We start from the raw sequence: 23,135 nt of genomic DNA, 5'->3' as shown, positions 1-23,135 counted from the left end.
AATGAAAAATCGTACGCAATACATACAACTGATTCATATCGCGAAATCCCAACTGGGACTGGACGATGATGTCTATCGATCGATGTTGACTGGTTTGGAATTGCCGAACTCTACTACCAAGATGAGTGTTCCAGAACTGAAAAAGGTATTGGATCACCTGAAACGTTCGGGCTTTAAAGTGCGTTCCAAAACAAAAGATCGACCACAGGCCGACAGCGAACAGGCAAAAATGCTGCGAGGTCTTTGGCTTGAGTTGGCTGGGCTCGGATATGTTCAGGACCCAAGTGAAAGGGCTCTATCCGCCTGGGTAAAACGTGAAACCGGAGTTGCAGCACTTCAGTGGCTCACTGTTGAAACAGCTCAGAAGACGATAGAGAAACTCAAGCAGTGGCGGTGGCGTGATGAGAAGAAGATTAAAAAGATGGCGTTCCAATTGTGCAGTCAAGGGCTTTTAACAACGTCGGACATACACATGCTGTCTAAAGAATGGTTTCAAACGACCAACATCACTAAACAGGTTTCGGCACAGATGTTGCAAAAATTAAAGCAAATTGAGGAGGTAACAAATGGCAAATGAGTTCCGTAGCAAAGGGCCAGAATTACTTATCGATCTGGCGCAACACGTGGCAGTCACTCTGATAGAGCTTGCAAAACTAGACAAAGAGCAAGCGGAGCAGCTCGGCCGAGAGATTGCGGATCGTATGGCTGGTCACTGGGGCGGACAGAATATATATTTCCCCATGGGGCTTTCATATAAGCTGTCTCAGCGTGACCAAGCAATTTACAACGAATTCAATGGAATCAATCACAGCGAGCTGGCGAGGAAGCACCACGTTTCCCTGCAGTGGATATATAAGATAGTTAAAACTGTCCAAAAAGAAGAAACCGCTAAGCGCCAAACAGATATGTTCCTGTAATAAAAAGCGGGTCTCAATCGGACCCGCATCTCTTTTCCCAGTCTGTAACTTTTTTTTATTTTACCGTTCCATTTCTTCCCGTATCATCCCATCTCTTCCCATTTATCTCAGTAATTCTTGGGTATTTATATCATTCCCTCTCAGACAACTACAGTTGTAGCCATAATGACTCCTGAATTATTGGTTAAATTAAACGCTGCATTAATTTTTACAGAACGATGATTCAGCAACAATTTTTGCGTATTCGGGCGACATCCCTTGAACACTCATACGCTCTATTTTGGTATTAATTGTGTGATAAGCCAGCTCAGCTTTATTACTAATTCTTGTCAGAATATTTGCAGGCCTCCCTATATGTTGCGGCGACAAATCAACCTGTTGCCACTGTCCGTTACGCAACCGGAATTCGGCATACGGCAGTTTCGGTTTTCCTATTTTTCTCCATGCGTCACACATGTAAAAAGTAGTCACGACAAACCATTCTTTGGTCCCTGTATCCTGATCAAACAAGATGGGAATCAAGCCAATCTCTGATTGCCAGATTGGCGGATTACCGTCGCGAAGCGGTCTGATGATGACCATGCTGTTAAACTTGGCATCCCATCCTCCTGGCCCACCAATTTCACCAAGTGCTTCCGTTTTAAACTTACGGTCAACCGCGATAAGCTCTCCGCTCGCCAGTTGTACTTCCTCCGTAAACCGGAGATAGTGATCACTCATAAAGTAGCAGGCTATCACGCTACCTAAGCCGACGATGGTAATCAATGGCAACCATGGCTTTAATACGTTCATGACTTTCCTTTTCTAGCAAGCGTAGCGTACGTACTCCTTAGGGTGCGTCATACGCACCACTCTCATCAATCAAATCCACTCGCCTGTTCATTCGCCTCTCAGGCTGAAATCTGGCGACGTCGCACATGATGATTGCGCATCTTATGCGGGGTGCTTACTGCCAGCCGACGAACATCAACCTTACCTGATTTGGCGCGTATGACGCATCCTGCACTGACTGTATTTTTCTCTTAAATTGGCATTTTAAGGGGAGTATGTGGCAAAAATGCCTTTATCTCCTTAGAAATAAAGGGCTTTAAAATATACCCTAGGGAGTATATTTTGTGCTCCAGCAGCCATTTTTGCGCGTTACTGGCATTACAGGCATAAAAAAAGCGAAACCTGTTGCGGCTCCGCCTTTTGGGAATACGATGTCGGCCAGCATCAAATCAGCGCCGGTCAGCCGCATTCCCCACCACTTCTTTATACGCATGCCAGGTCGCATGGCCAATTACTGGCATGGCGATAATGAAACCCAGGCTCCAGGTCATGAAGCCGAGTACCACAAAGCTGACGATGATCAGCGCCCAGACCATGGTTGCCGGCACATTGATAAACAGCGCAACGCAACTGATAATCATCGAAGTGATAGCGTCGCTGTCGCGGTCGAGCATCATAGGAATCGAGACCCAGCTGATCGCGAAAACGATACTCGCAAAGATGAAACCAATGCAGGCATAGACCAATAGAAATTCCAGATTATTCAGTGAAAATAACTGCGTCAGAAAGCCATGCATGGTGGGCATGCCCTTGTTATAGAACAGCGCAAAAATCACCAGCGAAGCGCGTGCCCAGACCATCAGTATCACTGCCAGCACAAGTGCCAGCACGCCGATATTGCTCCAGCGACCACGCATGGAAAATACACTGCCGAGCAAACCGGAACGCACGTTTTCTATACGACGGCTGATGTCATACAAACCCAGCGCCAGCAAGGGCCCGATTAGTAAAAAACCACAACTGAGTGCAGACACATATTGCGGCGCATGACTGAGCACGAGATTGAGTATCAGCCCCATCGCGGCAAAACAGATGCCGTAAAAAATACTGGCGCTGCCGGATTCGCGGAAATCGTCCCAGCCCAGCCGCAGCCAGGTGAACGGGCGAAACATGGCTATGCGGCGGATAGGTGGAAAGGGTGATGCGGTATCGATGATGGTGGTAATGTCGGGTGGCGCGCTGTCACCACCTCGTCCCTGAGTCTGGTCTGCCATGCTGTCTCCGTCGTTTTTGTAGTGGATTGTCCATCTTGATCTGGATCAATACATTCATACTATGACAACAAAACAGCCATTGGCAATGACCGCCGACGCGAAAACGGTAAGGACTTTAGGTGCAGTGCGGCATAACTACCGCGTCAGCAATGCGGAAGATGCGGCATTAATGGATACTCCCCCATGTATTGATAAAAACAGCCCTGATGTCCTTATAAACAAAGGGCTTTAAAATATACTGGTGGGAGTATATTTGAGACCAAAAATCGATCCAGCAGCATCAGTGACGTGGCAGTTGCTGCAAAAATGCCGACAAATGACGTATCAGCTCAGGTGAAATCGGCAGCGTGGGATCAGAATACGAGGCCATATGATTCTTTGCATCGGCCGGCACCATTTTCAAGACATGATTCATGCCGCTGATGATGTGGAGTTCTGCGTCTGGTTTTGCGGCTTTCAATGCCTCGGCCTGACGGCGATCAACCTGGATATCGGTATCGCCTTGCAGAATCAGTACCGGCATCGTGAGTTTGCGAATTTCTTGCAGCGGCGTATAGCGGTACAGGGAAATCAGGTATGGCTGCACACTTTCGCGATACAGAAACTGCAGCGCAGGCGGCACGCTGGCGGTGGTTTTCCCTGCCTGCAATGCCTGCAAAATGTCTTCATTCGGCTTCACCAGATCGGGTGGTAATTTGCCATACAATTGCTGGCGCAACACATCCGCTAAATTGCTGCCAGCGCCCGCAACCGATACCAGCGCGCTGACTGGCACTTGCTGCGCGGCGAGCATCGCAATCAGCGAACCTTCGCTATGCCCCAGCACCACCACATCAGAAAAACGCGTATCCGCTTTCAGCATCTTCAGCCACGCCGCGGCATCGTCAACATACGTTTCAAAGCGTATAGCCGATTCCATCTTTGCCACAGCGGCGCTGTCGCCCACGCCGCGCTTATCAAATCGCACCGACGCATAGCCCTGATTGGCCAATCCCTCTGCCAGCATTTTCAGACTATTGTTATTGCCGGATGATCCTGCACTGTTGCCATTGCGATTCGTCGGGCCAGAGCCCGCGATGATCAGCACGACCGGCACTTTTGCGCTGCCTTCCGGCTGCAATAAACTGCCCTGTATTTCGTCATTGGCCGTTGCCAGGGAAATGCCACGTTCTGTGCTGTCGGCTTGCGCTGGCGACGCACAGAACACGGCAATCGATACCATCAGCGCACTACACATCTGCCACATTTTTTTCATAGGGTTGCCTCAGTTTCACGAACAAGCTTACAGAATTCAGGGTTTAGGATTCAGGGTTCAGGTATGCAGCAATCGCCCACCGGAAAAAGACCAGTTTTCCCAGCTGGTTTCTTTAAATACCAGCATCACATTTTCCGGATTAAAACCCTGCGCCTGCAACTTTTGCATCAGGTCTGTGAGTAAGGCTTTTTTTACTTTGACGCTGCGTCCGGCCGACCACAGAATGTCGATCAGAATGAAATTCTCATCGCGATCAGTTACTGCATCGGGATAGCGCGCATGAAAGCGAAAATCTTCGGCATCGAGTTCCAGCACGCGCTGGAATACATCATCCTGCGGCACGCCGGTGGCGACCAGCGCCGCATGAATACTGTTAAGTACCGTGTCTTTAAATGCAGCAGTTTTAGGACGGCGCACCGTCAATGTCACCAAGGGCATGGAGATTCCTTTCAATCACAGACAGGTTAAATCAGACAAGGGAGCAATGAATGCCATCATGAAAAGACAATAGTACAACATCAGCAAAACCACCTCAGGTGAATGGGCCAGTATTCACCCGCTGAAAGCAGCAATTGTGGATACTCCCCCCTATTTTATAAAAAACACCTCTGATGTCCTTATAAACAAAGGGGCTTTAAACATACCAGGGGGAGTATATTGAAGGCAAAAAATGGCATGGGCAGAATCAGTGGCGGGACAGGCGCTGCAAAAATGCTGACAAGTGCTGTATCAGCTCAGGTAAAACCGTCAGCGCAGGGTCGGAATACGATGCCATTTGTTTTCGTTTCGCAAGAAAACTGTCTGTCTGTTTCAGGATGGGTCATAAGATTGAATCCTGCTATTCTGTCTGCGCAATCTTGTCTTTCATACTCAAATATTTTCTCAGGAATGTGCTTGACTTAGAGCGCGCTCCAACTTCTAGACTGCCTGCCATGACCACTCCCATGACGATACAACAAGCCGCTGCTGCCACCGGCCTCAGTGTGCATACCCTGCGCTATTACGAACGGATCGGTTTGCTCGATCCGGTCGCGCGGCGCAGTAATGCACACCGCCAGTTCCGTGAAGAAGATATCCGGTGGATAGACTTTTTGCTGAAACTACGGCGCACCGGTTTGCCGGTACGCGACATGCTGCGCTATGCAGAATGGCGCAGGGAAGGCAATACGCCAGAGAGTGTGTCTGCACGCAAGGCCTTGCTGGAACAGCATACCCAAAGCGTGGAACAGACGATCGCAGCCTTGCAGGACAACCTGACGGTACTGCAACTGAAAATTGCCATGTATAGCGATATGCAGGCGAACTTCGGGGCTGAGATCGATTTACCATCCATTCACCCCAAGGACAGCCTTCATGAGCACCAGCCATCCGCACCACAAACAGACTCAGGCACCAGCCGCCACAGAAACCGCATCTCTTAAAACCCGCCAGCTCGGCAGTAATGGCCCGCTGGTCTCCGCCATGGGGCTGGGTTGTATGGGAATGAGCGATTTCTATGCCAACCGCGACGATGCCGAATCCATCGCCACCATTCATCGCGCACTGGAAATCGGCATCACCTTGCTCGACACTGCCGATATGTACGGCCCTTACACCAATGAAGAACTGATAGGAAAAGCGATACAGGGAAAGCGCCAACAATGCTTTATCGCGACTAAATTCGGTATCGTGCGCGATCCATCCAATCCGCATCTGCGCGGCGTCAATGGTACGCCAGCGTATATCCGTAGCGCAGTCGAAGGCAGCCTGCGTCGTCTCGGCACGGATACCATCGACCTGTATTACCAGCACCGGATTGATCCGCATACCCCGATAGAAGAAACGGTAGGCGCACTGGCCGATCTGGTCAAGGCAGGTAAGATTCGTTATATCGGATTATCGGAACCATCCGTTGCCACCATAGAGCGCGCACACCGGGTTCATCCGATCACCGCAATACAAAGCGAATATTCCTTGTGGACGCGCGATCCGGAACAGGGTGTACTCGCTGCATGTCGCCGCCTCGGTATTGGCTTTGTGCCGTATAGCCCGCTGGGACGCGGCTTTCTGACAGGTGCGCTGACCAGTCCAGACCAATTTTCCGAAGATGATTACCGGCGCTCCAGCCCGCGTTTTCAAGGAGAAAATTTTAATAAAAACCTGCAACTCGTACAGAAAGTGGAACAACTTGCCACACACTATGGCTGCACCGCCTCGCAGCTCGCGCTCGCCTGGGTACTGGCACAAGACCCACATATCATCCCGATTCCCGGAACCAAACGGCGGGCTTATCTGGAGCAAAACTGGGAGGCGCTGAACGTTTCACTGTCTGCCGCCGATGTACAGGCTCTGAATCAGATTTTTCCGCCGGAAGCCGTCGCCGGAGAACGCTATCCGGCAGCAACGATGAAAATGCTGAACGGCTGATCGCTTGACCTGTTAACCTGTTGACCCGTACCAGGTGCAGGCAATCTCTGCATTGCCAACGAATGTTAAACTGCAGCGAGCAGCCATAAAAAAACCGCGCCCTGAAGCGCGGTTTTTTGTCATGCAGTACCGTTCCCTTGAGAACGGGGGATGCTCTTACTTCTTGCGTTGCGGTGGCAAATCAGTGCAAACGCCTTTATAGACTTCTGCTGCCATGCCGATAGATTCGCCCAGCGTCGGATGTGGATGGATGGTTTTGCCGATATCCACCGCATCTGCGCCCATTTCAATTGCCAGCGCAATCTCACCTATCATGTCACCAGCATGCGTACCGACGATACCGCCGCCGACGATGCGTTTGGTGTCTGCATCAAACAGCAATTTGGTGAAACCTTCGTCGCGGCCATTCGCCACAGCACGGCCTGAAGCCATCCACGGGAACAAGCCTTTTTCGACTTTGATGCCCTTGGCTTTGGCTTCGTCTTCGGTCACACCGACCCATGCAACTTCAGGATCAGTGTAAGCGACCGACGGAATCACCTGTGCGTCGAAGTAGGCTTTTTCACCAGCGGCAGCTTCGGCAGCCACATGTGCTTCATGCACGGCTTTATGCGCCAGCATAGGCTGACCGACCAGATCACCAATCGCAAAAATATGCGGCACATTGGTGCGCATCTGTTTGTCGACGTTGATAAAGCCACGGTCTGTCACTGCAACGCCTGCTTTGTCTGCCGCGATTTTCTTACCATTCGGGCTGCGACCGACAGCCACTAACACCAGATCGTAGACTTGCGGTGCCGGTGCAGCTTCGCCTTCAATAGCAGATGCAAACGTGACCTTGATGCCTTCCGGCAGCGCTTCCACACCGACCGTTTTGGTTTTCAGCATGATGTTATCGAAGCGTTTTTCGTTGTGCTTCTGCCAAACTTTGACCATGTCTCGATCCGCGCCCTGCATCAGGCCGTCCATCATTTCAACCACATCGATGCGCGCGCCGAGTGTCGAATACACGGTCGCCATTTCCAGACCGATAATGCCGCCACCGATCACCAACATGCGTTTCGGCACCTGACGTAATTCCAGTGCGCCGGTGCTGTCGACAATGCGTGGGTCAACAGGGACAAACGGCAGATTCACGACGGAAGAACCGGCAGCGATAATCGCCTGCTTGAACTGCACGACTTTTTTCGTGCCGTCTGCCGCAGTGACTTCAATGTGGTAAGGGCTGAGGAATTGACCGACGCCTTGCACGATATTGACCTTACGTGCTTTCGCCATGCCAGCTAAGCCCGTCGTCATTTTTTTGATGACGCTTTCTTTGTAGCCGCGCAGCTTGTCGATATCGATCGCCGGTTTCGCAAATGTCACACCCAGCGCTTCCATGTGCGATGTTTCGTCGATGACCGCAGCGACGTGCAGCAGCGCTTTCGAAGGAATGCAACCGACATTCAGACAGACGCCGCCGAGTGTCGAATATTTCTCTACCAGCACGGTATTCATACCGAGATCGGCAGAACGGAAGGCAGCGGAATAACCGCCGGGGCCGGCACCGAGTACCATCATGTCGCACTCGATATCGACCTGACCTGTGTAGCCAGACGCAAGCGGTGCAGGAGTGACTGGAGCAGCCGAAGCAACTGCGGCGGCAACTGAGGCAGCAACAGCAGGCGCGACCGCAGCAGATGCCGCAGATGCTGAACCCGCAGCTTCCACCAGCAACAACAACGAGCCTTCGGCGACTTTATCACCGACCTTGACTTTGACTTCTTTGACCACACCGGCGTGACTGGAAGGAATCTCCATGCTGGCTTTGTCCGACTCTACCGTAATCAATGATTGATCGACCTTGATCGTATCGCCCACTTTGACCATGACTTCGATGACTTCAACTTCTTTGAAATCGCCGATGTCCGGCACTTTAACTTCGACGATGCCGACTGGTCCGGCAGGTGCAGGTGGAGCTGCAGGCGCGGCAACGGCAGCCGGGGCTGGAGTGGCAGCAACTGGCGCTACCGCAACTGCTGGAGCCGCAGGTGTTGCACTCGCTGCCGCAGTTCCAACTGCACCTTCCGCCTCAATCACCAGCAGAATACTGCCTTCGGCAATTTTGTCGCCCAGCTTCACTTTCAGTTCTTTGATCACGCCAGCCTGGCTGGAAGGAATTTCCATGCTGGCTTTATCGGATTCGACCGTCACTAAGGACTGATCCACCTTGATCGTATCGCCGACCTTGACCAGCACTTCAATCACTTCGACTTCTTTGAAGTCGCCGATATCGGGAACTTTAACTTCGATAGCACTCATAGCCTGGTCTCCGCTCACAGCAAGGTTTTACGCAGATCAGCCAACACATCGGCCAGATAAGCAGTGAATTTCGCGGCCATCGCGCCATCGATCACGCGGTGGTCGTAAGACAGCGACAGAGGCAACATCAGACGTGGCTGGAATGCTTTACCGTCCCACACCGGTTTGATGCTGGATTTCGACAAGCCCAGAATCGCCACTTCAGGTGCATTGATGATAGGCGTGAACGCCGTACCGCCAATACCGCCGAGCGAAGAAATCGTAAACGTCGCCCCTTGCATGTCAGCAGGTTTGAGTTTGCCTTCGCGTGCTTGTGCCGACAGATCACCCATTTCCTGCGCAATTTGTGACAGGGTTTTCTGATCCGCATTTTTGACAACAGGCACCACCAGACCGTTTGGCGTATCAGCAGCAAAGCCAACGTTGTAATACTGTTTCAGAATCAGGTTTTCACCGGTAGCATCGAGCGAAGAATTAAATGCCGGGAATTTTTTCAGCGCAGCCACACTCGCTTTAATCACGAAAGCCAGCATAGTCAGCTTGACGCCGGATTTTGCCATCGCTTCGTTCGACGATTTACGGAAATCTTCGAGGCCGGTGATGTCGGCTTCATCAAATTGCGTGACGTGCGGAATCATGACCCAGTTGCGATGCAGATTCGGGCCGGACAGTTTTTTGATGCGTGACAAAGGTGAAATTGTCGTCGCGCCAAATTTGCTGAAATCCAGCGATGGCCACGGCAATACATCAAGGCCGACGCCGCTGCCATTTTTCGCCGGAGCAGAAACCGCAGCAACAGCGGTGCTGCCAGCCATGATGCCTTTGACGAAGTTCTGCACATCTTCCTGCGTGATCCGGCCTTTCTGGCCAGACCCGGCAACGCGGCTCAGATCAACACCGAGTTCACGCGCAAATTTGCGTATCGATGGTGAGGCATGCGCTTTACCGGCAACCGCAGTCGCCACTGGTGCCGCAGCTGTTACCGCAGGTGCCGCTGCAACCACCGGCGCGGATGCAGGTACTGGTGCAGGTGCAGGTGCTGCGGCCACTGGCGCGGCGGGCGTCGCAGGCGCAACAGCTGGCTGGGCTGGTGCAACTGCAGGCGCGACCGCATCGCCACCGGCTTCGACGATCACCAATAACGAACCTTCGGCGACCTTATCACCAACTTTAACTTTAATTTCTTTAACCACACCGGCATGGCTGGACGGGATTTCCATGCTGGCCTTGTCTGATTCGACCGTGATCAGAGATTGATCGACTTTGATGGTATCGCCGACTTTGACCATCAGCTCAATGACTTCCACTTCCTTGAAATCACCGATATCCGGTACTTTGACTTCAATTGCGCTCATAAATTAGCTCCGTTTGCGTTTCTTTCGTAGGGTGCGCCTGGCGCACCCTGCCTCATGCTGTTACACAGTCACCGGATTTGGTTTGTCTGCGTTGATGCCGTATTTCGCGATTGCCTGAGCCACCACGGAAGCAGACAAAGCGCCTTCGTCAGCCAGCGATTTGAGTGCAGCGATCACAACGAAGTAACGATTCACCTCGAAGAATTCACGCAGTTTGGCACGTGAATCGGAGCGACCGAAACCATCAGTTCCCAAGACCTTGTAGCTACGGTCTTTCGGGATGAAAGCACGTACCTGTTCAGCAAACGTACGCATATAGTCCGTTGATACCACGATAGGACCTGTCGTGTCTTTCAGACACTGAGTGATGTATGGCAAACGTGCGTCTTCAGTCGGATGCAACATATTCCAGCGTTCAGCATCCTGACCATCCCGCGCCAGCAAAGTGAATGAAGGTGCAGACCAGACATCGGCTGCGATGCCCCAGTCAGATTGCAACAATTCAGCAGCGGCAATCACTTCGCGCAAGATCGTGCCGGAACCCAGCAACTGCACGCGATGTTTGGTTGTTTCTGCTGATTTTTGCAACTGGTACAGACCTTTGATAATGCCCTCTTCCTGACCCGCTTTCAGACCCGGATGGCTATAGTTCTCGTTCATCAGCGTGATGTAGTAGAACACGTCTTCCTGATTCGTCACCATACGACGCAGGCCGTCATGCATGATGACCGCCACTTCATGCGCAAAGGTCGGATCGTAAGGCACGCAGTTAGGAATCGTTGACGCCAACACATGGCTGTGACCATCTTCATGCTGCAAGCCTTCGCCGTTCAGCGTCGTGCGACCGGCTGTACCGCCAAGCAGGAAACCACGTGCTCGCATATCGCCCGCAGCCCACGCCAGATCGCCGATACGCTGCAGACCAAACATCGAGTAATACGTGTAGAACGGAATCATCACGCGGTTATTGGTCGAGTAGGAAGTCGCTGCGGCGATCCAGGAACTCATACCACCAGCTTCGTTGATACCCTCTTGCAAAATTTGACCCGCTTTATCTTCGCGGTAGTACATCACCTGATCTTTATCGACAGGCTCATACAACTGACCAACCTGACTGAAAATACCGATCTGACGGAATAAACCTTCCATACCGAAAGTGCGTGATTCATCCACCATGATAGGCACGACGCGCGGGCCCAAACTCGCATCCCGCAGTAAGGTCGTCAGAACGCGGACATACGCAGCGGTAGTGGAAATTTCACGACCTTCAGCGGTCGGCTCCAGCATTGCCTGGAATGCCGATAATGCTGGCACAACCAGCGCTTCATCCGCTTTCTGACGGCGTTGTGGCAGATAACCGCCCAGCGCTTTACGACGCGCATGCAGGTATTGCATTTCCGGCGTGTCGTCAGCTGGTTTGTAGAAAGGAATGGCTGGCAGATCAGCGTCAGCGATCGGCAACTGGAAGCGGTCGCGCATGGCTTTGATCGCTTCATCATCGAGTTTCTTGGTATTGTGCGCGGTATTACGTGCCTCGCCGGATTTACCAAAACCGAAGCCTTTGATACTCTTTGCCAGAATCACAGTTGGTTTGTCTGTGCTTTCCTGTGCCACTTTATAAGCAGCATAAATTTTGTGCGGATCATGACCACCGCGGGTCAGACGCCAGATATCGTCATCCGACATTTTGCTGACCATTTCCAGCAATTTCGGATGTTTGCTAAAGAAGTGGGCACGGACATACGCACCATCTCTGGCTTTGTAGTTCTGATATTCACCGTCTACGGTTTCCATCATCACTTTTTGCAGGATGCCTTCTTTGTCTTTCGCCAGCAATTCATCCCAGCCACTGCCCCAGATCACTTTGACGACATTCCAGCCTGCGCCACGGAAATCGGATTCCAGTTCCTGAATGATTTTGCCATTGCCACGTACAGGGCCATCCAGACGCTGCAAGTTACAGTTGACCACGATCACCAGATTATTCAGTTGTTCACGGCCTGCCATACCGATCGCGCCCATGGATTCCGGTTCATCCATCTCACCATCGCCACAGAATGCCCAGACTTTCCGTTTCTCTGTATCCGCAATACCACGCGCATGCAGATACTTGAGGAAACGCGCCTGATAAATCGCCATCAATGGCCCCAAGCCCATCGATACGGTTGGGAACTGCCAGAATCCCGGCATCAACTTAGGATGCGGATAAGAAGACAAACCTTTACCATCGACTTCGCGGCGGAAATGCTGCAACTGTTCTTCGGTCAGGCGACCTTCCAGAAATGCGCGGGCATAAATACCTGGCGCAGAGTGACCTTGGATGTACAACAAGTCACCGCCGTGGTCTTCAGTCGGCGCATGCCAGAAATGGTTGAAACCTATGCCCAGCATATTGGCCAGCGAAGCAAAGCTGGATAAATGACCGCCCAGATCGCCATCCAGACGATTGGCTTTCACTACCATCGCCATCGCGTTCCAGCGCATCATCGAGCGCAGTTTTTCTTCGATTTCCAGATTACCCGGGCAATGTTCGCCCTGGTCAGCTGGTATCGTATTGACGTAAGCGGTATTGCTGGAGAACGGGATATGCGCACCGCGGCGGCGCGCCAGATCAACCATGCGCTCCATCAGGTAATGAGCACGCTCAGGGCCTTCATTCTCAATCACGGATTCGAGCGCATCAAGCCACTCATTCGTTTCCATGACATCTGGATCATTGACGGCTTGCGCCAGAACTTGGTCTATCTGGGGTGACATAAGAGGCCTCCTGTTGGTGCGCTTTCGAGGTGAGCGCGCGTTAGCGTATCGACGAATATAAACTGAAATTTTATTTATGCAGGCATTCTAGCAGGGGTTTTTTAATTTTCCAAATAGCGATATTCAATTTTATAATGTGAAATTTTGTTTGCGGCGCAACATATTTTATCGCCTGCTTTTTAACGAAAGTTACCGCATGGAATAGTCAGCTCCTGCACCCGGAAACCGATCCGGCAAACCTGATTCTCGTCTATTATCTGATCAAGGTAGTGCACAAAAATGGGAAATGAAACTTTTACAGGCATACATGGCGAAAACAAGCACAGAAAGACAAGCAGCACGGCTGCGGCTTGTCTATACCTGTTTTTGAATTTATATCAGCGAGAAAGACGGCTGGAGGAAGTCAGCATCTGCGATGTCATGAGCGAACGCGATAACAGAAACACTTGAGTAGAACTGCAGCAAAATAGCTGTACAACCAAAAGCTGCGCAGCATGACGCCCTGTTATTTTTTAAGGGCTTTGGTTTTTTTAGCTTTCAAAAAGACCGGACCCCATATCGGATGACCAATCTCATTCGGCATCAGATCAAAGTTGGGATCAAGCTTTAAGGCCCGCTCAAATTGCTGACGACACAGTTGTGTTCTGGATGTTACGCAATAGCTGAACGCCATTGTTTTCAGCGCATCGAGTTGTATCGCCTTATTATGACCATTCCAGATCTCGGTCGCGCCACTGAGTTTTTTGATCGCGCCGTTGTAATTACCGTCGTTATATAAGGCGCTTCCCTCGTTGTAAGCCTGCACATCAGGGCTGATCACTGGTGCTGGTGCTGCGACTTCAGTTGCTGGATTAGCCGCTGCTACAGGTTTTGTCTCTTTCGATTTGACTGCCGCTTTTGGCGCCGGAACATTCTTTGGAGCTGTTTCGCATCCCGGCAAAAAGGCACATACGAGAAGCAGGCTGCAGACAGGAAAAAGGCGGAATGTAATCTTCATTTTACTCAAACTTATTTAGCAACGAACTCATGCTCGATGACGCTGGCATTATTTTTACCAGCGTCAACCTCGATCAGATAGTCGGGGAAGCCTGGATTGGTAATCCTGATTTTATGCTTACCCTTGGTCAGACTTAAATTCTTCAGCGGTGGGCTGGCACCACTTTGCACACCATCGACAAACACTGTGCCCCACGGCTTGACGGCAAGTTTAACATTGACTTTGCTGATCACAGGTTCCGCCGGAGCACTCTGTGCCTTGGCCTGCTCTGCCGCCTGCGTTAATTCATTCAAACGCGCTTGCGCCGCCGCGGCATGTTTACCATTCGGATACTGCTGCAAAAATGCGCTGATCGCTTGCGGCTCTGAATGATCACTGCCATTCAGTTTTTCCCATGCCTGCGCTTCTGGATCCGGGCTACTGGCCATATCTGATGCAAGCGGAATGGATGCCGTGGCCGCGACCGATGACGCAACGGACTGCTGCTGTGCAACCGGCACGGTTGACGACACTGGTTGCACGCTCTCATGGCGACTGGCGAAATAAACACCTGCTGCCAGCAAAATCAGAATACCGCCGATAACAGCCTGTCCTGCCCGGGTGGTGGAACTCTGGCGGAGCGCTTGCAGTTTTTCACGCAACATTCCGGGAATCATACCGGCGGCAACCGGCTTACCAAGACGCGTGGTCGTGGTAAGTTTTTGCGATGACGGATTGCTGGCATCCGTGCGCCCGCTTTCACTCGCCTTGCGCTGGGACGAGGATTTGCGCGATTTACGGGATGAGGCAAGCGCGCTGATACCAAGCAGGCGCCTGAATTCATCCATCGTTTGTGGTCTGTCCTGCGGCTGTATCGCCAGCCCTTGATCAACTGCACACAGAAATTTTGTACTGAACCCTGGGTGAGGATCTTGCTGCAAAGGCACCAGTGTATCCTTTACCACACGTGCCACGGACATCACAGGCGGGGATTTGATAATCATGTAATACATGACAGCGGCCAACGCATAAATATCGGTCCACGGCCCCTGACGCAGATCATCGTCATCCGCATACTGTTCGACCGGCGCATAGCCGGGTTTCAGAATAACGGTTAATCCTTGCGTCATGTCACCGATAATCTGACGTGCTGAGCCAAAATCCAGCAACACCGCATCACCGTTTTTTTGCACAATAATGTTGTCGGGTGACACATCTCTGTGCAGTATTCTGGCATGGTATAAAGTATCCAGCGCATCCAGAATTTGCCGGAAAATAAATTTGAGCCACGCTTCCGTCACGAGTTCGGGACGCGTGGCAGCAATCTCCTTGAGCGTCACGCCATCGTAGTGACGCATCACCATGTAAGCCGTCTTATTTTCTTCCCAGAAGCGATAAACTTTTACTAGCGACGGATGATCGAACTGCGCCAGCAAACGTGCTTCATTGATAAAGCTCTTGAGACCGGCATCAAACGTCGGTTTGTGCCGACCAGTGTGAACGACGACGCTGCCATCCTCTGCCCTGCCGGCAAGTGCGCCCGGCATATATTCCTTGATCGCTACGGTTCGCTGCAAGGAATGATCGAAGGCCAGATACACGATGCCAAACCCTCCCTGACCGAGTACACCGGTAATTTCAAAATCATTCAGGCGAGTCCCTGTCGCGAGGCAATTTCCGGTTCCTGCCGGGTGCTCGTCTGCGACATCGTTATCGAGTAATTTAGTTGTATTCAAGGCTTACTCAGAGGCTAAAAATTAGAAGCTAAAATCAAAGGGTAAAAATGGCAGATCATGTCTTATCACAAAGCGCTGGCATCACGGACGCAAATGGCAAATGCTGAAAAATTATCCCGACTGACATCGGTATTGGCGATATTTTTTTCGGCCATCGCATTCATCTGCTTCAACCACGCTTCACTGCTCTGGCTTGCCAGCCAGCTCTGTTCCATCTGGTCTTCATGCACCCATTCCCAGAAGCCATCCGTACAGATGAGGAAGGCATCGCCTTCTTGCAAAGCCACGGCATCCAGTGTTACTTCCGGAACAATATCACCCTCGGCACCAACCGCGGCAAATAATATGTTGCGATGAGGATGTTGCCGTAGCGCGGCATAATCAGCATAACCTGCGTCGACCATTCTTTGCGCCAGACTGTGATCTTTCGAGACCGACAGTATTTTTCCCTGCCGCAGCAGATAAATCCGCGTATCCCCCAGATGCGCCCACAAGGCGCAGCGATTCGCGATATCAATCAGCAGCGTTGCCATGGTCGAGCTCATATTTTCCTGCCGGACGCTGGACGCTTTCTCTTGCCCAACCTGCTGTATCGCCGACTCTATATAAGAGCGCAAGGCATGGGCGCTGAACGACGCATCTTTCCGGAACTTGGCTATGATACTCGCAGTAACCAGATTGGCGGCGGTTTCGCCGCCCAGATGCCCGCCGGTTCCATCGGCCAGTACGAAACAGGCGAGGTCATCCTCAAACGCGCTGTCAAGTACATCCTGATTCGATTGCCGGTCACCGATCGCGTTAATGTATGCAGTATCCAGATGCATGGGCATCATCACGCAATCATTCAAAGCGCAGGGGATTCGTGTCTGGCACGTTCCACTTCGCGTTCGTAAGCAGCTAAAAATTCTTTGCCGAACAAGGTCTGAAATTCGTCTTTCGATTCCAGCGAAAGATCTTCAAACATTTCCACAAAATGATCCCACATATCCGCTTTACGGCGTGCCGGATTCATCTTATCCATCAACGTCGGCACCGGCAACAAGCGCGCAAATCCAGCCGGTTCAAATTTTTTCTGCAGCGCGTCCATCGCGGCCTTCATCCCGGCGACAACGCCCAGCTGATGCGCGCGTAAATCCTGAAATGCATCTTCCATCGCTTCTGCCGGCGTCATAAAGCCGGGCATCTTTTTGCGCAGCATCTGCGTCAGTACCGTCTGACTATCCGGGAAAAATTTTAAGGGATTGTTTTTTCGTAACACCACCATGGTGACGTCCGCATTCACTTCGCGCTTCACCAATGCCCGTTGCGAAATCAAACCCATCGTTCCTTCCACCGACGTCGCCACTAATTTGCCTAATGTTTCCATCAGTTCCGTTGTCAGCCCGGAGGAAATGTGCAGAGAAGTCAGTCCCGCGCCCTGTAAAAAGGCATTTAATAAGTCATTGGAATCCGCAGCAGCCTTCGCTGATTCGGCCAGTTTTGCGACATCTGCTACCTCGACCGCCTCGGCTACCACGCCGTCCGATGCTGGCTGCGTCGTGGTAGCCGATGGCAGACTATGTACCTCGTCCTGATGCAAGTTTTCAGCAACAGCATCGGTGTCCGCACGCATTAAAAATCGTGGAGGTTGCGGCGTCTCTTTCCGGTCGCCTTGCAATGCCGCTGTTTTTACGAACGATACACTCCCGGTCGGAGCCGGTGCGGCAATGACATCTGTCACGCCGACCGCAGTTAACGTGGTGTCGCTTTGCGCCTCACTGGCAAAAACTTCGAGTACATATAAGCCAATCTGAATCTGGTCGCCGATATGAATGGCATAGTCATGCTCTGGATCGATTTCTTTACCGTTAACACTGACAGGATTGGCCAGACTGACATTCATCAGATAATGGTGTGTTCCATCGCTCCAGACTTTGGCCTGAGTGCGGGAAACGAAATGTTTGGGATCAGGTAAGACCAGAAAATTGTCGTCGCTGCGTCCTATCGTCTGCGGTGTGTCACTAAAACTGGCCGCAACGGGGGAGATAGGAGTTTCATTGTTATATGAAACAACGGCAATTTTTATCATTTGTCATACTCCGGAATCAAAGCGGATAGGCCCACGGGAAAAGGAAAGCACCGGACGAGAGTCTGGCTGGTTTTAAACCAACCTGAGATTATCGCGCATTTATGGCGCATTATTTGCATCAGGCTTAGACAACGGCGTTAAATTTTTACCACGGCGGAGCCACAACAATCTGCCAACTGGTAAAAATGATGATGATCAAAAGTACCATGCAGGTGACAAACAGGGCTTGCATAAGAGATCAAGATCACGTCAACCCACCGACGTAAACCAAGCATAAGCACATCTTTCGATGTAACAAAAAAAGCAATATCTGAGTCTAAATGACATGAAGTAACGGCTTTACAACGATACAGTAAGCAACACTATAAAAATTACACGCAGTTACAAAAAAGCAATATGATCAGTGCTATAGTTATTCGCCGTTTTTGCGCAAAATATCGTTTTTTTAAAGCGAGGGTTCTATGAGTGATGCAGGGTCGGGTCAGCCGTTATTATCAGAAGTGACGGGATCTTTTCATTATCAGGAACTGATTGAGTCCAGGCTTGGGCAACCCATTGCGACTGATGTATTTAACGCTGATGCTGAACGCCTGTCCTCTTCGCCGGGAGCCAGGCTGGCCGCAGCCCGCAATGCGTCTGGCTGGACTGTTGATCAGGTGGCGACGCAACTGAAAATAACACGTCACCAGATACTGGCAATTGAAGCGGACGATTATGACGTCCTGCCGGCACCGGCAATCGTCCGCGGTTTTGTCCGCGCATACGCGAAGCTGCTTAAGCTGGACTCTGCGCCACTGCTCGAGTTGATGCCGGATGTGCACGGTAAGAAAAAGTTGCCGTCTGCAAAAGGCAGCAAAGCGCGGGCTTCCGCCGATAGCGGTAAGCGTTCCGCGACAAATGCAGGGATAGCCCCACCCACCACCGCACTCTTTATCTATGCTTTGTGCGTATTAGGACTGGTGCTGGCCGTCGTCATGTATAAATAGCCTTGCTGACACTTGCTGCGGGCATCATCGCTTTGTCCGCTACTGTCGATATTTCAGATACTCCCCCATAAATTATCAAAATCCCCCTAATGTCTTTGAAATCATTGGGGCTGTAAATATACTCCCCCAGAGTATATTTACAGTTAAAAACAACTCGATCTGGTTCTCTGCTCTGAATATCGTCGAAACTCCGGTTCACCGCACACGTCTGAGCGCAGCCTCAACGTGATATACGTGATATTTCAGCTATCCGGCACGCAGACTTCTCACGCAGGCATACGTTTGCATTCTGCCTCACTCCGCATAGTTATCCGGTGAGCCACCGCATAATTTATAATCGCGGCTTGATCTTCTTTTGCAAAGCCCATCATGACTGCCCAAATTATCAGCGGAACCGAACTCTCCCAACAAATTCGTGCCGACGTCACGCAACGTGCTGCTGCCCTGACAGCGCAAGGAAAACAGCCGGGTCTGGCAGTCATCCTGGTCGGTGAAAACCCGGCCTCGCAGGTGTATGTCCGCAACAAGGTGAAAGCATGTGAAGACTGCGGTTTCTATTCAGTACTGGAAAAATATGCGGCCGATCTCAGCGAAGCCGATTTGCTCGCCCACATCGAAAGACTGAATCAGGATCCGAAAATTAACGGCATTCTGGTGCAACTGCCTTTGCCTGCGCACATCAACGCGAATAAAGTCATCGAGGCGATCGCCGCAGAAAAAGACGTCGACGGCTTCCATATCAGCAACGCCGGTTTGCTGATGACAGGCCAGCCGCTGTTCCGTCCATGCACACCATACGGCGTCATGAAAATGCTGGAATCGATTGATTACCCGGTGCGCGGTGCAAATGCGGTCGTGGTCGGTGCGTCGAATATCGTCGGTAAGCCACAGGCGATGTTGCTCTTGCAAGCCGGTGCCACCGTCACCATCTGCAATTCCAAGACCCGCGATCTGGCAGCGCATACGCGCAACGCCGACATTCTTGTTGTCGCCACTGGCAAACGCAATATCGTTACCGCAGACATGGTCAAACCAGGCGCCGTTGTGATTGACGTTGGTATGAATCGTGACGATGACGGCAAACTCTGTGGCGACGTTGACTATGCGCCAACCAAAGAAGTCGCGGGTTATATCACACCGGTTCCGGGTGGCGTAGGTCCTATGACCATCACCATGTTACTGGTCAACACGATTGAAGCTGCCGAAAGAAATTAAGATGACAACCAGTTCTCCATTACTCGACTTTACCGACCTGCCACGTTTTGCCGATATCCGCGCCGAACACATCACGCCCGCCATCACCAGCCTGCTGGCGGAAAACCGTGCCGTGGTCGAACAACTGTCCGCCAGTCAGGACGAAGTGACGTGGGAAAATTTTGTTGAGCCACTGGAGAACGCCACCGAAAAACTGGGCCGTGCCTGGGGCATCGTCAGCCATCTGAATGGCGTAGCCGATACGCCGGAATTGCGGGCGGCCTACAATGAAAATCAACCGGCGATCACAGAGTTCTGGACCGAGCTGGGACAAAATCTGGCGTTGTTCGGCAAATACAAAGCCTTGCGCGCGCAAGCCGGGTTTGATGCCTTGCCTGTGGCACGCAAAACCATCATACAAAACGCGATCCGTGATTTCCGTCTGGGTGGCGCTGAGTTGCCGGATGAACTGAAACAACGCTATGCAGAAATTCAGGAAAAACACGCGATGCTGACCACGCGTTTCTCCGAAAATGTGCTCGATGCCACCAACGATTATGCGTTACTGATCAGCGACATCAACGAACTCAAAGGCGTGCCGGAAGATGTGATTCAGGCAGCCAAAGCAACGGCTGAAAAAAATGGTAAAGCCGGTTATCAGTTCACCCTGCATTTCCCGTCTTATTTTCCGTTATTGCAATACGCCGACAATCGCCAGATTCGTGAAACGATTTATCGCGCGAATGCCACCAAGGCATCCGAATTAGGTGCGAAGCCAGAATGGGATAACACCGCAATCATTGCGGAACTGCTGCAGTTACGCAAAGAAGAAGCAGAATTACTCGGCTACCGGAATTTTGCCGAAGTTTCTCTGGTCAGCAAGATGGCAGAATCACCGGCGCTGGTCAGCAGCTTTCTTGAAGACCTCGCCCAGCGTGCCCGCCCTTATGCAGAAAAAGACTTGCAGGAATTACGCAGCTTCGCCGCAGAACAATTAGGCATCAGCATGCTCGAAGCGTGGGATGTCACCTATGCATCCGAAAAGCTGCGCGAACAGCGCTATGCTTTTTCTGAGCAGGAAGTGAAATTGTATTTCCCCGAGCCGCAAGTCATCAGCGGCTTATTCCGCGTGATTCAGACCTTGTTCGGCGTCACCATCCGTATCGATAAAGCCGATACCTGGCACCCTGATGTGCAGTTTTATCGCATAGAAAAAGACGGCCAACTGATCGGTCAGTTCTATCTTGACCTGTATGCGCGTCAGGGCAAACGTGGCGGCGCCTGGATGGACGATGCCCGCGGTCGCCGCAAAAACGCCGATGGCATACAAACACCGGTTGCCTATCTGGTGTGCAATTTCACCGAACCTGCGACGGTGGATGGCGTGCGCAAACCAGCTTACTTTACCCACGATGAAGTGATCACGCTGTTCCATGAATTCGGTCATGGTCTGCATCATCTGCTGACACAAGTTGATGATTTATCGGTATCCGGCATTTCCGGCGTGGAATGGGATGCCGTCGAATTACCATCACAGTTTATGGAGAATTTTTGCTGGGAGTGGGATGTGCTGCAACACATGACCGCCCATGCAGATACCGGCGAACCTTTACCGCGCAGTTTGTACGACAAGATGATCGCGGCGAAAAATTTTCAGTCTGGCTTGCAAACCCTGCGTCAGGTTGAATTTGCGCTGTTCGATATGCGTCTGCACGATCAGTTCGATCCACACGGAACGCAGTCGGTGCAGGATATTTTGAATCAGGTCAGAGAACAGATTTCTGTGTTTACCGCACCGGAATTCAACCGCTTCCAGCATGCATTCAGCCACATCTTTGCCGGCGGTTATGCCGCTGGTTACTACAGTTATAAATGGGCCGAGGTATTATCTGCCGATGCCTATGCTGCGTTTGAAGAACACGGTAAAACTGAGGGCAGCAATCTGTCACGCACAGCGGGACAAAAGTTTCAGAAAGAAGTACTGGAAGTTGGTGGCTCACGCCCGGCGCTTGATTCATTCAAAGCCTTCCGTGGCAGAGAGCCCGCCATCGATGCTTTATTACGCCATAGCGGCATGTCAGCCTGAAGGAGCACACCTTGAAACGAACAACCTCAGCAAAGCATTTCCTGCTTCTGCCCTTGATGTTACTGGCAGTGCAAGCGCAGGCACAGCTGTATAAATCTGTTGGACCGGATGGAAAAATCACGTATTCCGACACCCCGCCACAGGCGAATCAGAAATTGCTGGAAAAAAAAGAATTGTCCGGCTCGGTCAGCACAGCGAACTTTCCTTATGAACTCGGGCAGGCGGTCTCAAAAAATCCGGTGACCATTTACACAGCGGCCAATTGCGCGCCCTGTAATGATGGCAAAAATCTGTTGAAATCCGCCGGTGTTCCTTTTTCAGAAAAAACTGTCAAAACATCCGAAGACATAGAAAAACTAAAACAAATCAGTGGCGACACCCAGCTACCTGTGATGCAAATCGGCAGCAAGAAATTACGTGGTTACAATGCTGACGACTGGAAAGCTGCGGTAACGTCCGCCGCTTATCCTGCCAGCAACATGCTGCCGCCGGATTATCGTTATCCGGCAGCAGAAAGCGCAGCACCCACTGCACCGGCAACGACAGCCGGTGAAAAGCCCGCACAGCAGAAAAAACCTGCCAACGTTCCGTCCAAAAAGCCTGCGTCAGAAAATGACTTCCGCTTCTGATATGACGCGTATCGATTTCCACAGTAATGTCGCTGACAAGCTGCATTACGCCTGCCGACTGATACGCAAGGCGCGCGCAGCGAACAGCAAAGTCGTGGTCTATCATCATGATCTGACTGTTCTGCGCCACCTGGATGAAGCACTGTGGACCATCAGCGAAGCCGATTTTTTACCGCATGTCATGGCCGATGACGCACTGGCATCAATGACGCCGATTGTCCTCAGCAATACGCGTCTGGATCAAAGCCCGCATTTTGAATTGCTGGTCAATCTGAGTGCCTCGGTGCCGGAACATTTCCCTCTGTTTAGCCGCATGATAGAAATCGTCTCGGGCGACCAGCAAGACACGCTGGCAGCGCGCGAACGCTATCGCCACTATCAACAACAAGGCCACACACTCAGCCATAACGTCGCTAAATAA

General features: G+C 51.5%; 20 protein-coding genes. 9 read left to right on the top strand and 11 right to left on the bottom strand.

Going from position 1 to position 23,135, the window contains the following annotated elements; translation table 11 throughout:
• Position 1: 1 nt before the first annotated feature.
• Both H8K26_RS16625 and H8K26_RS16620 read left to right on the top strand, forming a co-directional pair.
• Entirely contained in the window at positions 2-577 is a 576-nt protein-coding gene (locus H8K26_RS16625; RefSeq protein WP_190481019.1) for a gp16 family protein, read from the top strand.
• A complete protein-coding gene (locus H8K26_RS16620) occupies positions 567-917 on the top strand; it encodes a Mor transcription activator family protein (protein WP_190481017.1) in 351 nt (116 codons plus the stop codon). Before H8K26_RS16625 ends, H8K26_RS16620 begins: the two co-directional genes overlap by 11 nt.
• A 201-nt stretch (positions 918-1,118) precedes the next feature.
• Here H8K26_RS16620 and H8K26_RS16615 read toward each other — a convergent pair whose 3' ends face one another.
• The 4 genes from H8K26_RS16615 to H8K26_RS16600 all read right to left on the bottom strand — a co-directional run bounded on the left by H8K26_RS16615 (position 1,119) and on the right by H8K26_RS16600 (position 4,655).
• Positions 1,119-1,709, bottom strand: coding sequence for a hypothetical protein (locus tag H8K26_RS16615; RefSeq protein ID WP_190481015.1), 591 nt, complete (start codon positions 1,707-1,709; stop codon positions 1,119-1,121).
• Positions 1,710-2,137: 428 nt separating this feature from the next.
• Positions 2,138-2,962 carry a DUF2189 domain-containing protein gene (locus H8K26_RS16610; RefSeq protein WP_190481013.1) on the bottom strand — a complete coding sequence of 275 codons (825 nt, stop codon included), beginning with the start codon at positions 2,960-2,962 and terminating at the stop codon, positions 2,138-2,140.
• Positions 2,963-3,242: 280 nt separating this feature from the next.
• Complete coding sequence (locus tag H8K26_RS16605; RefSeq protein WP_223827079.1) at positions 3,243-4,217, bottom strand: alpha/beta hydrolase; 975 nt, start codon at positions 4,215-4,217, stop codon at positions 3,243-3,245.
• Positions 4,218-4,274: 57 nt separating this feature from the next.
• Positions 4,275-4,655 carry a tautomerase family protein gene (locus H8K26_RS16600; protein ID WP_190481011.1) on the bottom strand — a complete coding sequence of 127 codons (381 nt, stop codon included), beginning with the start codon at positions 4,653-4,655 and terminating at the stop codon, positions 4,275-4,277.
• Between the two features lie 494 nt (positions 4,656-5,149).
• Between H8K26_RS16600 and H8K26_RS16595 the strand changes: the two genes are divergently transcribed.
• Both H8K26_RS16595 and H8K26_RS16590 read left to right on the top strand, forming a co-directional pair.
• Entirely contained in the window at positions 5,150-5,638 is a 489-nt protein-coding gene (locus tag H8K26_RS16595; protein WP_190481009.1) for a MerR family transcriptional regulator, read from the top strand.
• 40 nt (positions 5,639-5,678) lie between these two features.
• Positions 5,679-6,623 carry an aldo/keto reductase gene (locus H8K26_RS16590; protein ID WP_223827094.1) on the top strand — a complete coding sequence of 315 codons (945 nt, stop codon included), beginning with the start codon at positions 5,679-5,681 and terminating at the stop codon, positions 6,621-6,623.
• A gap of 156 nt (positions 6,624-6,779) precedes the next feature.
• On the opposite strand, the gene lpdA is transcribed toward H8K26_RS16590, so the two are convergent.
• From lpdA to tagH, 7 genes are all read right to left on the bottom strand, one after another.
• Complete coding sequence (gene lpdA, locus H8K26_RS16585) at positions 6,780-8,927, bottom strand: dihydrolipoyl dehydrogenase (protein ID WP_190481005.1); 2,148 nt, start codon at positions 8,925-8,927, stop codon at positions 6,780-6,782.
• Between the two features lie 14 nt (positions 8,928-8,941).
• Positions 8,942-10,282: a dihydrolipoyllysine-residue acetyltransferase gene (gene aceF, locus H8K26_RS16580; RefSeq protein WP_190481003.1), complete on the bottom strand. Its 1,341-nt coding sequence runs from the start codon at positions 10,280-10,282 to the stop codon at positions 8,942-8,944.
• Positions 10,283-10,342: 60 nt separating this feature from the next.
• Positions 10,343-13,039: a pyruvate dehydrogenase (acetyl-transferring), homodimeric type gene (gene aceE, locus H8K26_RS16575; RefSeq protein ID WP_190481002.1), complete on the bottom strand. Its 2,697-nt coding sequence runs from the start codon at positions 13,037-13,039 to the stop codon at positions 10,343-10,345.
• A gap of 505 nt (positions 13,040-13,544) precedes the next feature.
• On the bottom strand, positions 13,545-14,036 hold the full coding sequence (locus tag H8K26_RS16570) for a TssQ family T6SS-associated lipoprotein (RefSeq protein WP_190481000.1): 492 nt from the start codon (positions 14,034-14,036) through the stop codon (positions 13,545-13,547).
• A gap of 11 nt (positions 14,037-14,047) precedes the next feature.
• Entirely contained in the window at positions 14,048-15,751 is a 1,704-nt protein-coding gene (locus H8K26_RS16565; RefSeq protein ID WP_190480998.1) for a serine/threonine protein kinase, read from the bottom strand.
• A gap of 65 nt (positions 15,752-15,816) precedes the next feature.
• Positions 15,817-16,584 carry a PP2C family protein-serine/threonine phosphatase gene (locus tag H8K26_RS16560; RefSeq protein WP_190480996.1) on the bottom strand — a complete coding sequence of 256 codons (768 nt, stop codon included), beginning with the start codon at positions 16,582-16,584 and terminating at the stop codon, positions 15,817-15,819.
• A gap of 11 nt (positions 16,585-16,595) precedes the next feature.
• Entirely contained in the window at positions 16,596-17,819 is a 1,224-nt protein-coding gene (gene tagH, locus H8K26_RS16555; protein ID WP_190480994.1) for a type VI secretion system-associated FHA domain protein TagH, read from the bottom strand.
• Between the two features lie 461 nt (positions 17,820-18,280).
• Between tagH and H8K26_RS16550 the strand changes: the two genes are divergently transcribed.
• The 5 genes from H8K26_RS16550 to H8K26_RS16530 all read left to right on the top strand — a co-directional run bounded on the left by H8K26_RS16550 (position 18,281) and on the right by H8K26_RS16530 (position 23,135).
• Positions 18,281-18,805: a helix-turn-helix domain-containing protein gene (locus H8K26_RS16550; protein ID WP_186885955.1), complete on the top strand. Its 525-nt coding sequence runs from the start codon at positions 18,281-18,283 to the stop codon at positions 18,803-18,805.
• Positions 18,806-19,174: 369 nt separating this feature from the next.
• Positions 19,175-20,020 (top strand): bifunctional methylenetetrahydrofolate dehydrogenase/methenyltetrahydrofolate cyclohydrolase FolD, encoded by an 846-nt coding sequence (gene folD, locus H8K26_RS16545; protein WP_186885956.1) that lies wholly within the window; start codon positions 19,175-19,177, stop codon positions 20,018-20,020.
• Position 20,021: 1 nt separating this feature from the next.
• Positions 20,022-22,085, top strand: coding sequence for a M3 family metallopeptidase (locus H8K26_RS16540; RefSeq protein WP_190480992.1), 2,064 nt, complete (start codon positions 20,022-20,024; stop codon positions 22,083-22,085).
• An 11-nt stretch (positions 22,086-22,096) separates the two neighbouring features.
• On the top strand, positions 22,097-22,714 hold the full coding sequence (locus tag H8K26_RS16535) for a glutaredoxin family protein (RefSeq protein ID WP_190480990.1): 618 nt from the start codon (positions 22,097-22,099) through the stop codon (positions 22,712-22,714).
• A gap of 1 nt (position 22,715) precedes the next feature.
• Positions 22,716-23,135, top strand: a complete 420-nt coding sequence (locus H8K26_RS16530) for a DNA polymerase III subunit chi (protein WP_190481194.1) — start codon at positions 22,716-22,718, stop codon at positions 23,133-23,135.

The sequence above is a fragment of the Cognatundibacterium aquatile genome, from assembly GCF_014699135.1.
GTDB classification, from domain to species: Bacteria; Pseudomonadota; Gammaproteobacteria; order Burkholderiales; family Burkholderiaceae_D; genus Undibacterium; species Undibacterium aquatile.
The sequence above is the reverse complement of the archived record's forward strand: the minus strand, read 5'-3'. Positions and strand labels throughout refer to the sequence as shown.

Excerpts from the sequence above, each read along its gene's own strand:
- H8K26_RS16625 (WP_190481019.1), top strand. The coding sequence starts at position 2 with ATGAAAAATCGTACGCAATACATACAACTGATTCATATCGCGAAATCC.
- H8K26_RS16610 (WP_190481013.1), bottom strand. The coding sequence starts at position 2,962 with ATGGCAGACCAGACTCAGGGACGAGGTGGTGACAGCGCGCCACCCGAC.
- H8K26_RS16560 (WP_190480996.1), bottom strand. The coding sequence starts at position 16,584 with ATGATGCCCATGCATCTGGATACTGCATACATTAACGCGATCGGTGAC.
- lpdA (WP_190481005.1), bottom strand. The coding sequence starts at position 8,927 with ATGAGTGCTATCGAAGTTAAAGTTCCCGATATCGGCGACTTCAAAGAA.
- H8K26_RS16570 (WP_190481000.1), bottom strand. The coding sequence starts at position 14,036 with ATGAAGATTACATTCCGCCTTTTTCCTGTCTGCAGCCTGCTTCTCGTA.
- H8K26_RS16530 (WP_190481194.1), top strand. The coding sequence starts at position 22,716 with ATGACGCGTATCGATTTCCACAGTAATGTCGCTGACAAGCTGCATTAC.
- aceE (WP_190481002.1), bottom strand. The coding sequence starts at position 13,039 with ATGTCACCCCAGATAGACCAAGTTCTGGCGCAAGCCGTCAATGATCCA.
- H8K26_RS16620 (WP_190481017.1), top strand. The coding sequence starts at position 567 with ATGGCAAATGAGTTCCGTAGCAAAGGGCCAGAATTACTTATCGATCTG.
- H8K26_RS16590 (WP_223827094.1), top strand. The coding sequence starts at position 5,679 with ATGGGGCTGGGTTGTATGGGAATGAGCGATTTCTATGCCAACCGCGAC.
- H8K26_RS16615 (WP_190481015.1), bottom strand. The coding sequence starts at position 1,709 with ATGAACGTATTAAAGCCATGGTTGCCATTGATTACCATCGTCGGCTTA.
- H8K26_RS16550 (WP_186885955.1), top strand. The coding sequence starts at position 18,281 with ATGAGTGATGCAGGGTCGGGTCAGCCGTTATTATCAGAAGTGACGGGA.
- tagH (WP_190480994.1), bottom strand. The coding sequence starts at position 17,819 with ATGATAAAAATTGCCGTTGTTTCATATAACAATGAAACTCCTATCTCC.
- H8K26_RS16595 (WP_190481009.1), top strand. The coding sequence starts at position 5,150 with ATGACCACTCCCATGACGATACAACAAGCCGCTGCTGCCACCGGCCTC.
- H8K26_RS16540 (WP_190480992.1), top strand. The coding sequence starts at position 20,022 with ATGACAACCAGTTCTCCATTACTCGACTTTACCGACCTGCCACGTTTT.
- H8K26_RS16605 (WP_223827079.1), bottom strand. The coding sequence starts at position 4,217 with ATGAAAAAAATGTGGCAGATGTGTAGTGCGCTGATGGTATCGATTGCC.
- H8K26_RS16600 (WP_190481011.1), bottom strand. The coding sequence starts at position 4,655 with ATGCCCTTGGTGACATTGACGGTGCGCCGTCCTAAAACTGCTGCATTT.
- folD (WP_186885956.1), top strand. The coding sequence starts at position 19,175 with ATGACTGCCCAAATTATCAGCGGAACCGAACTCTCCCAACAAATTCGT.
- aceF (WP_190481003.1), bottom strand. The coding sequence starts at position 10,282 with ATGAGCGCAATTGAAGTCAAAGTACCGGATATCGGTGATTTCAAGGAA.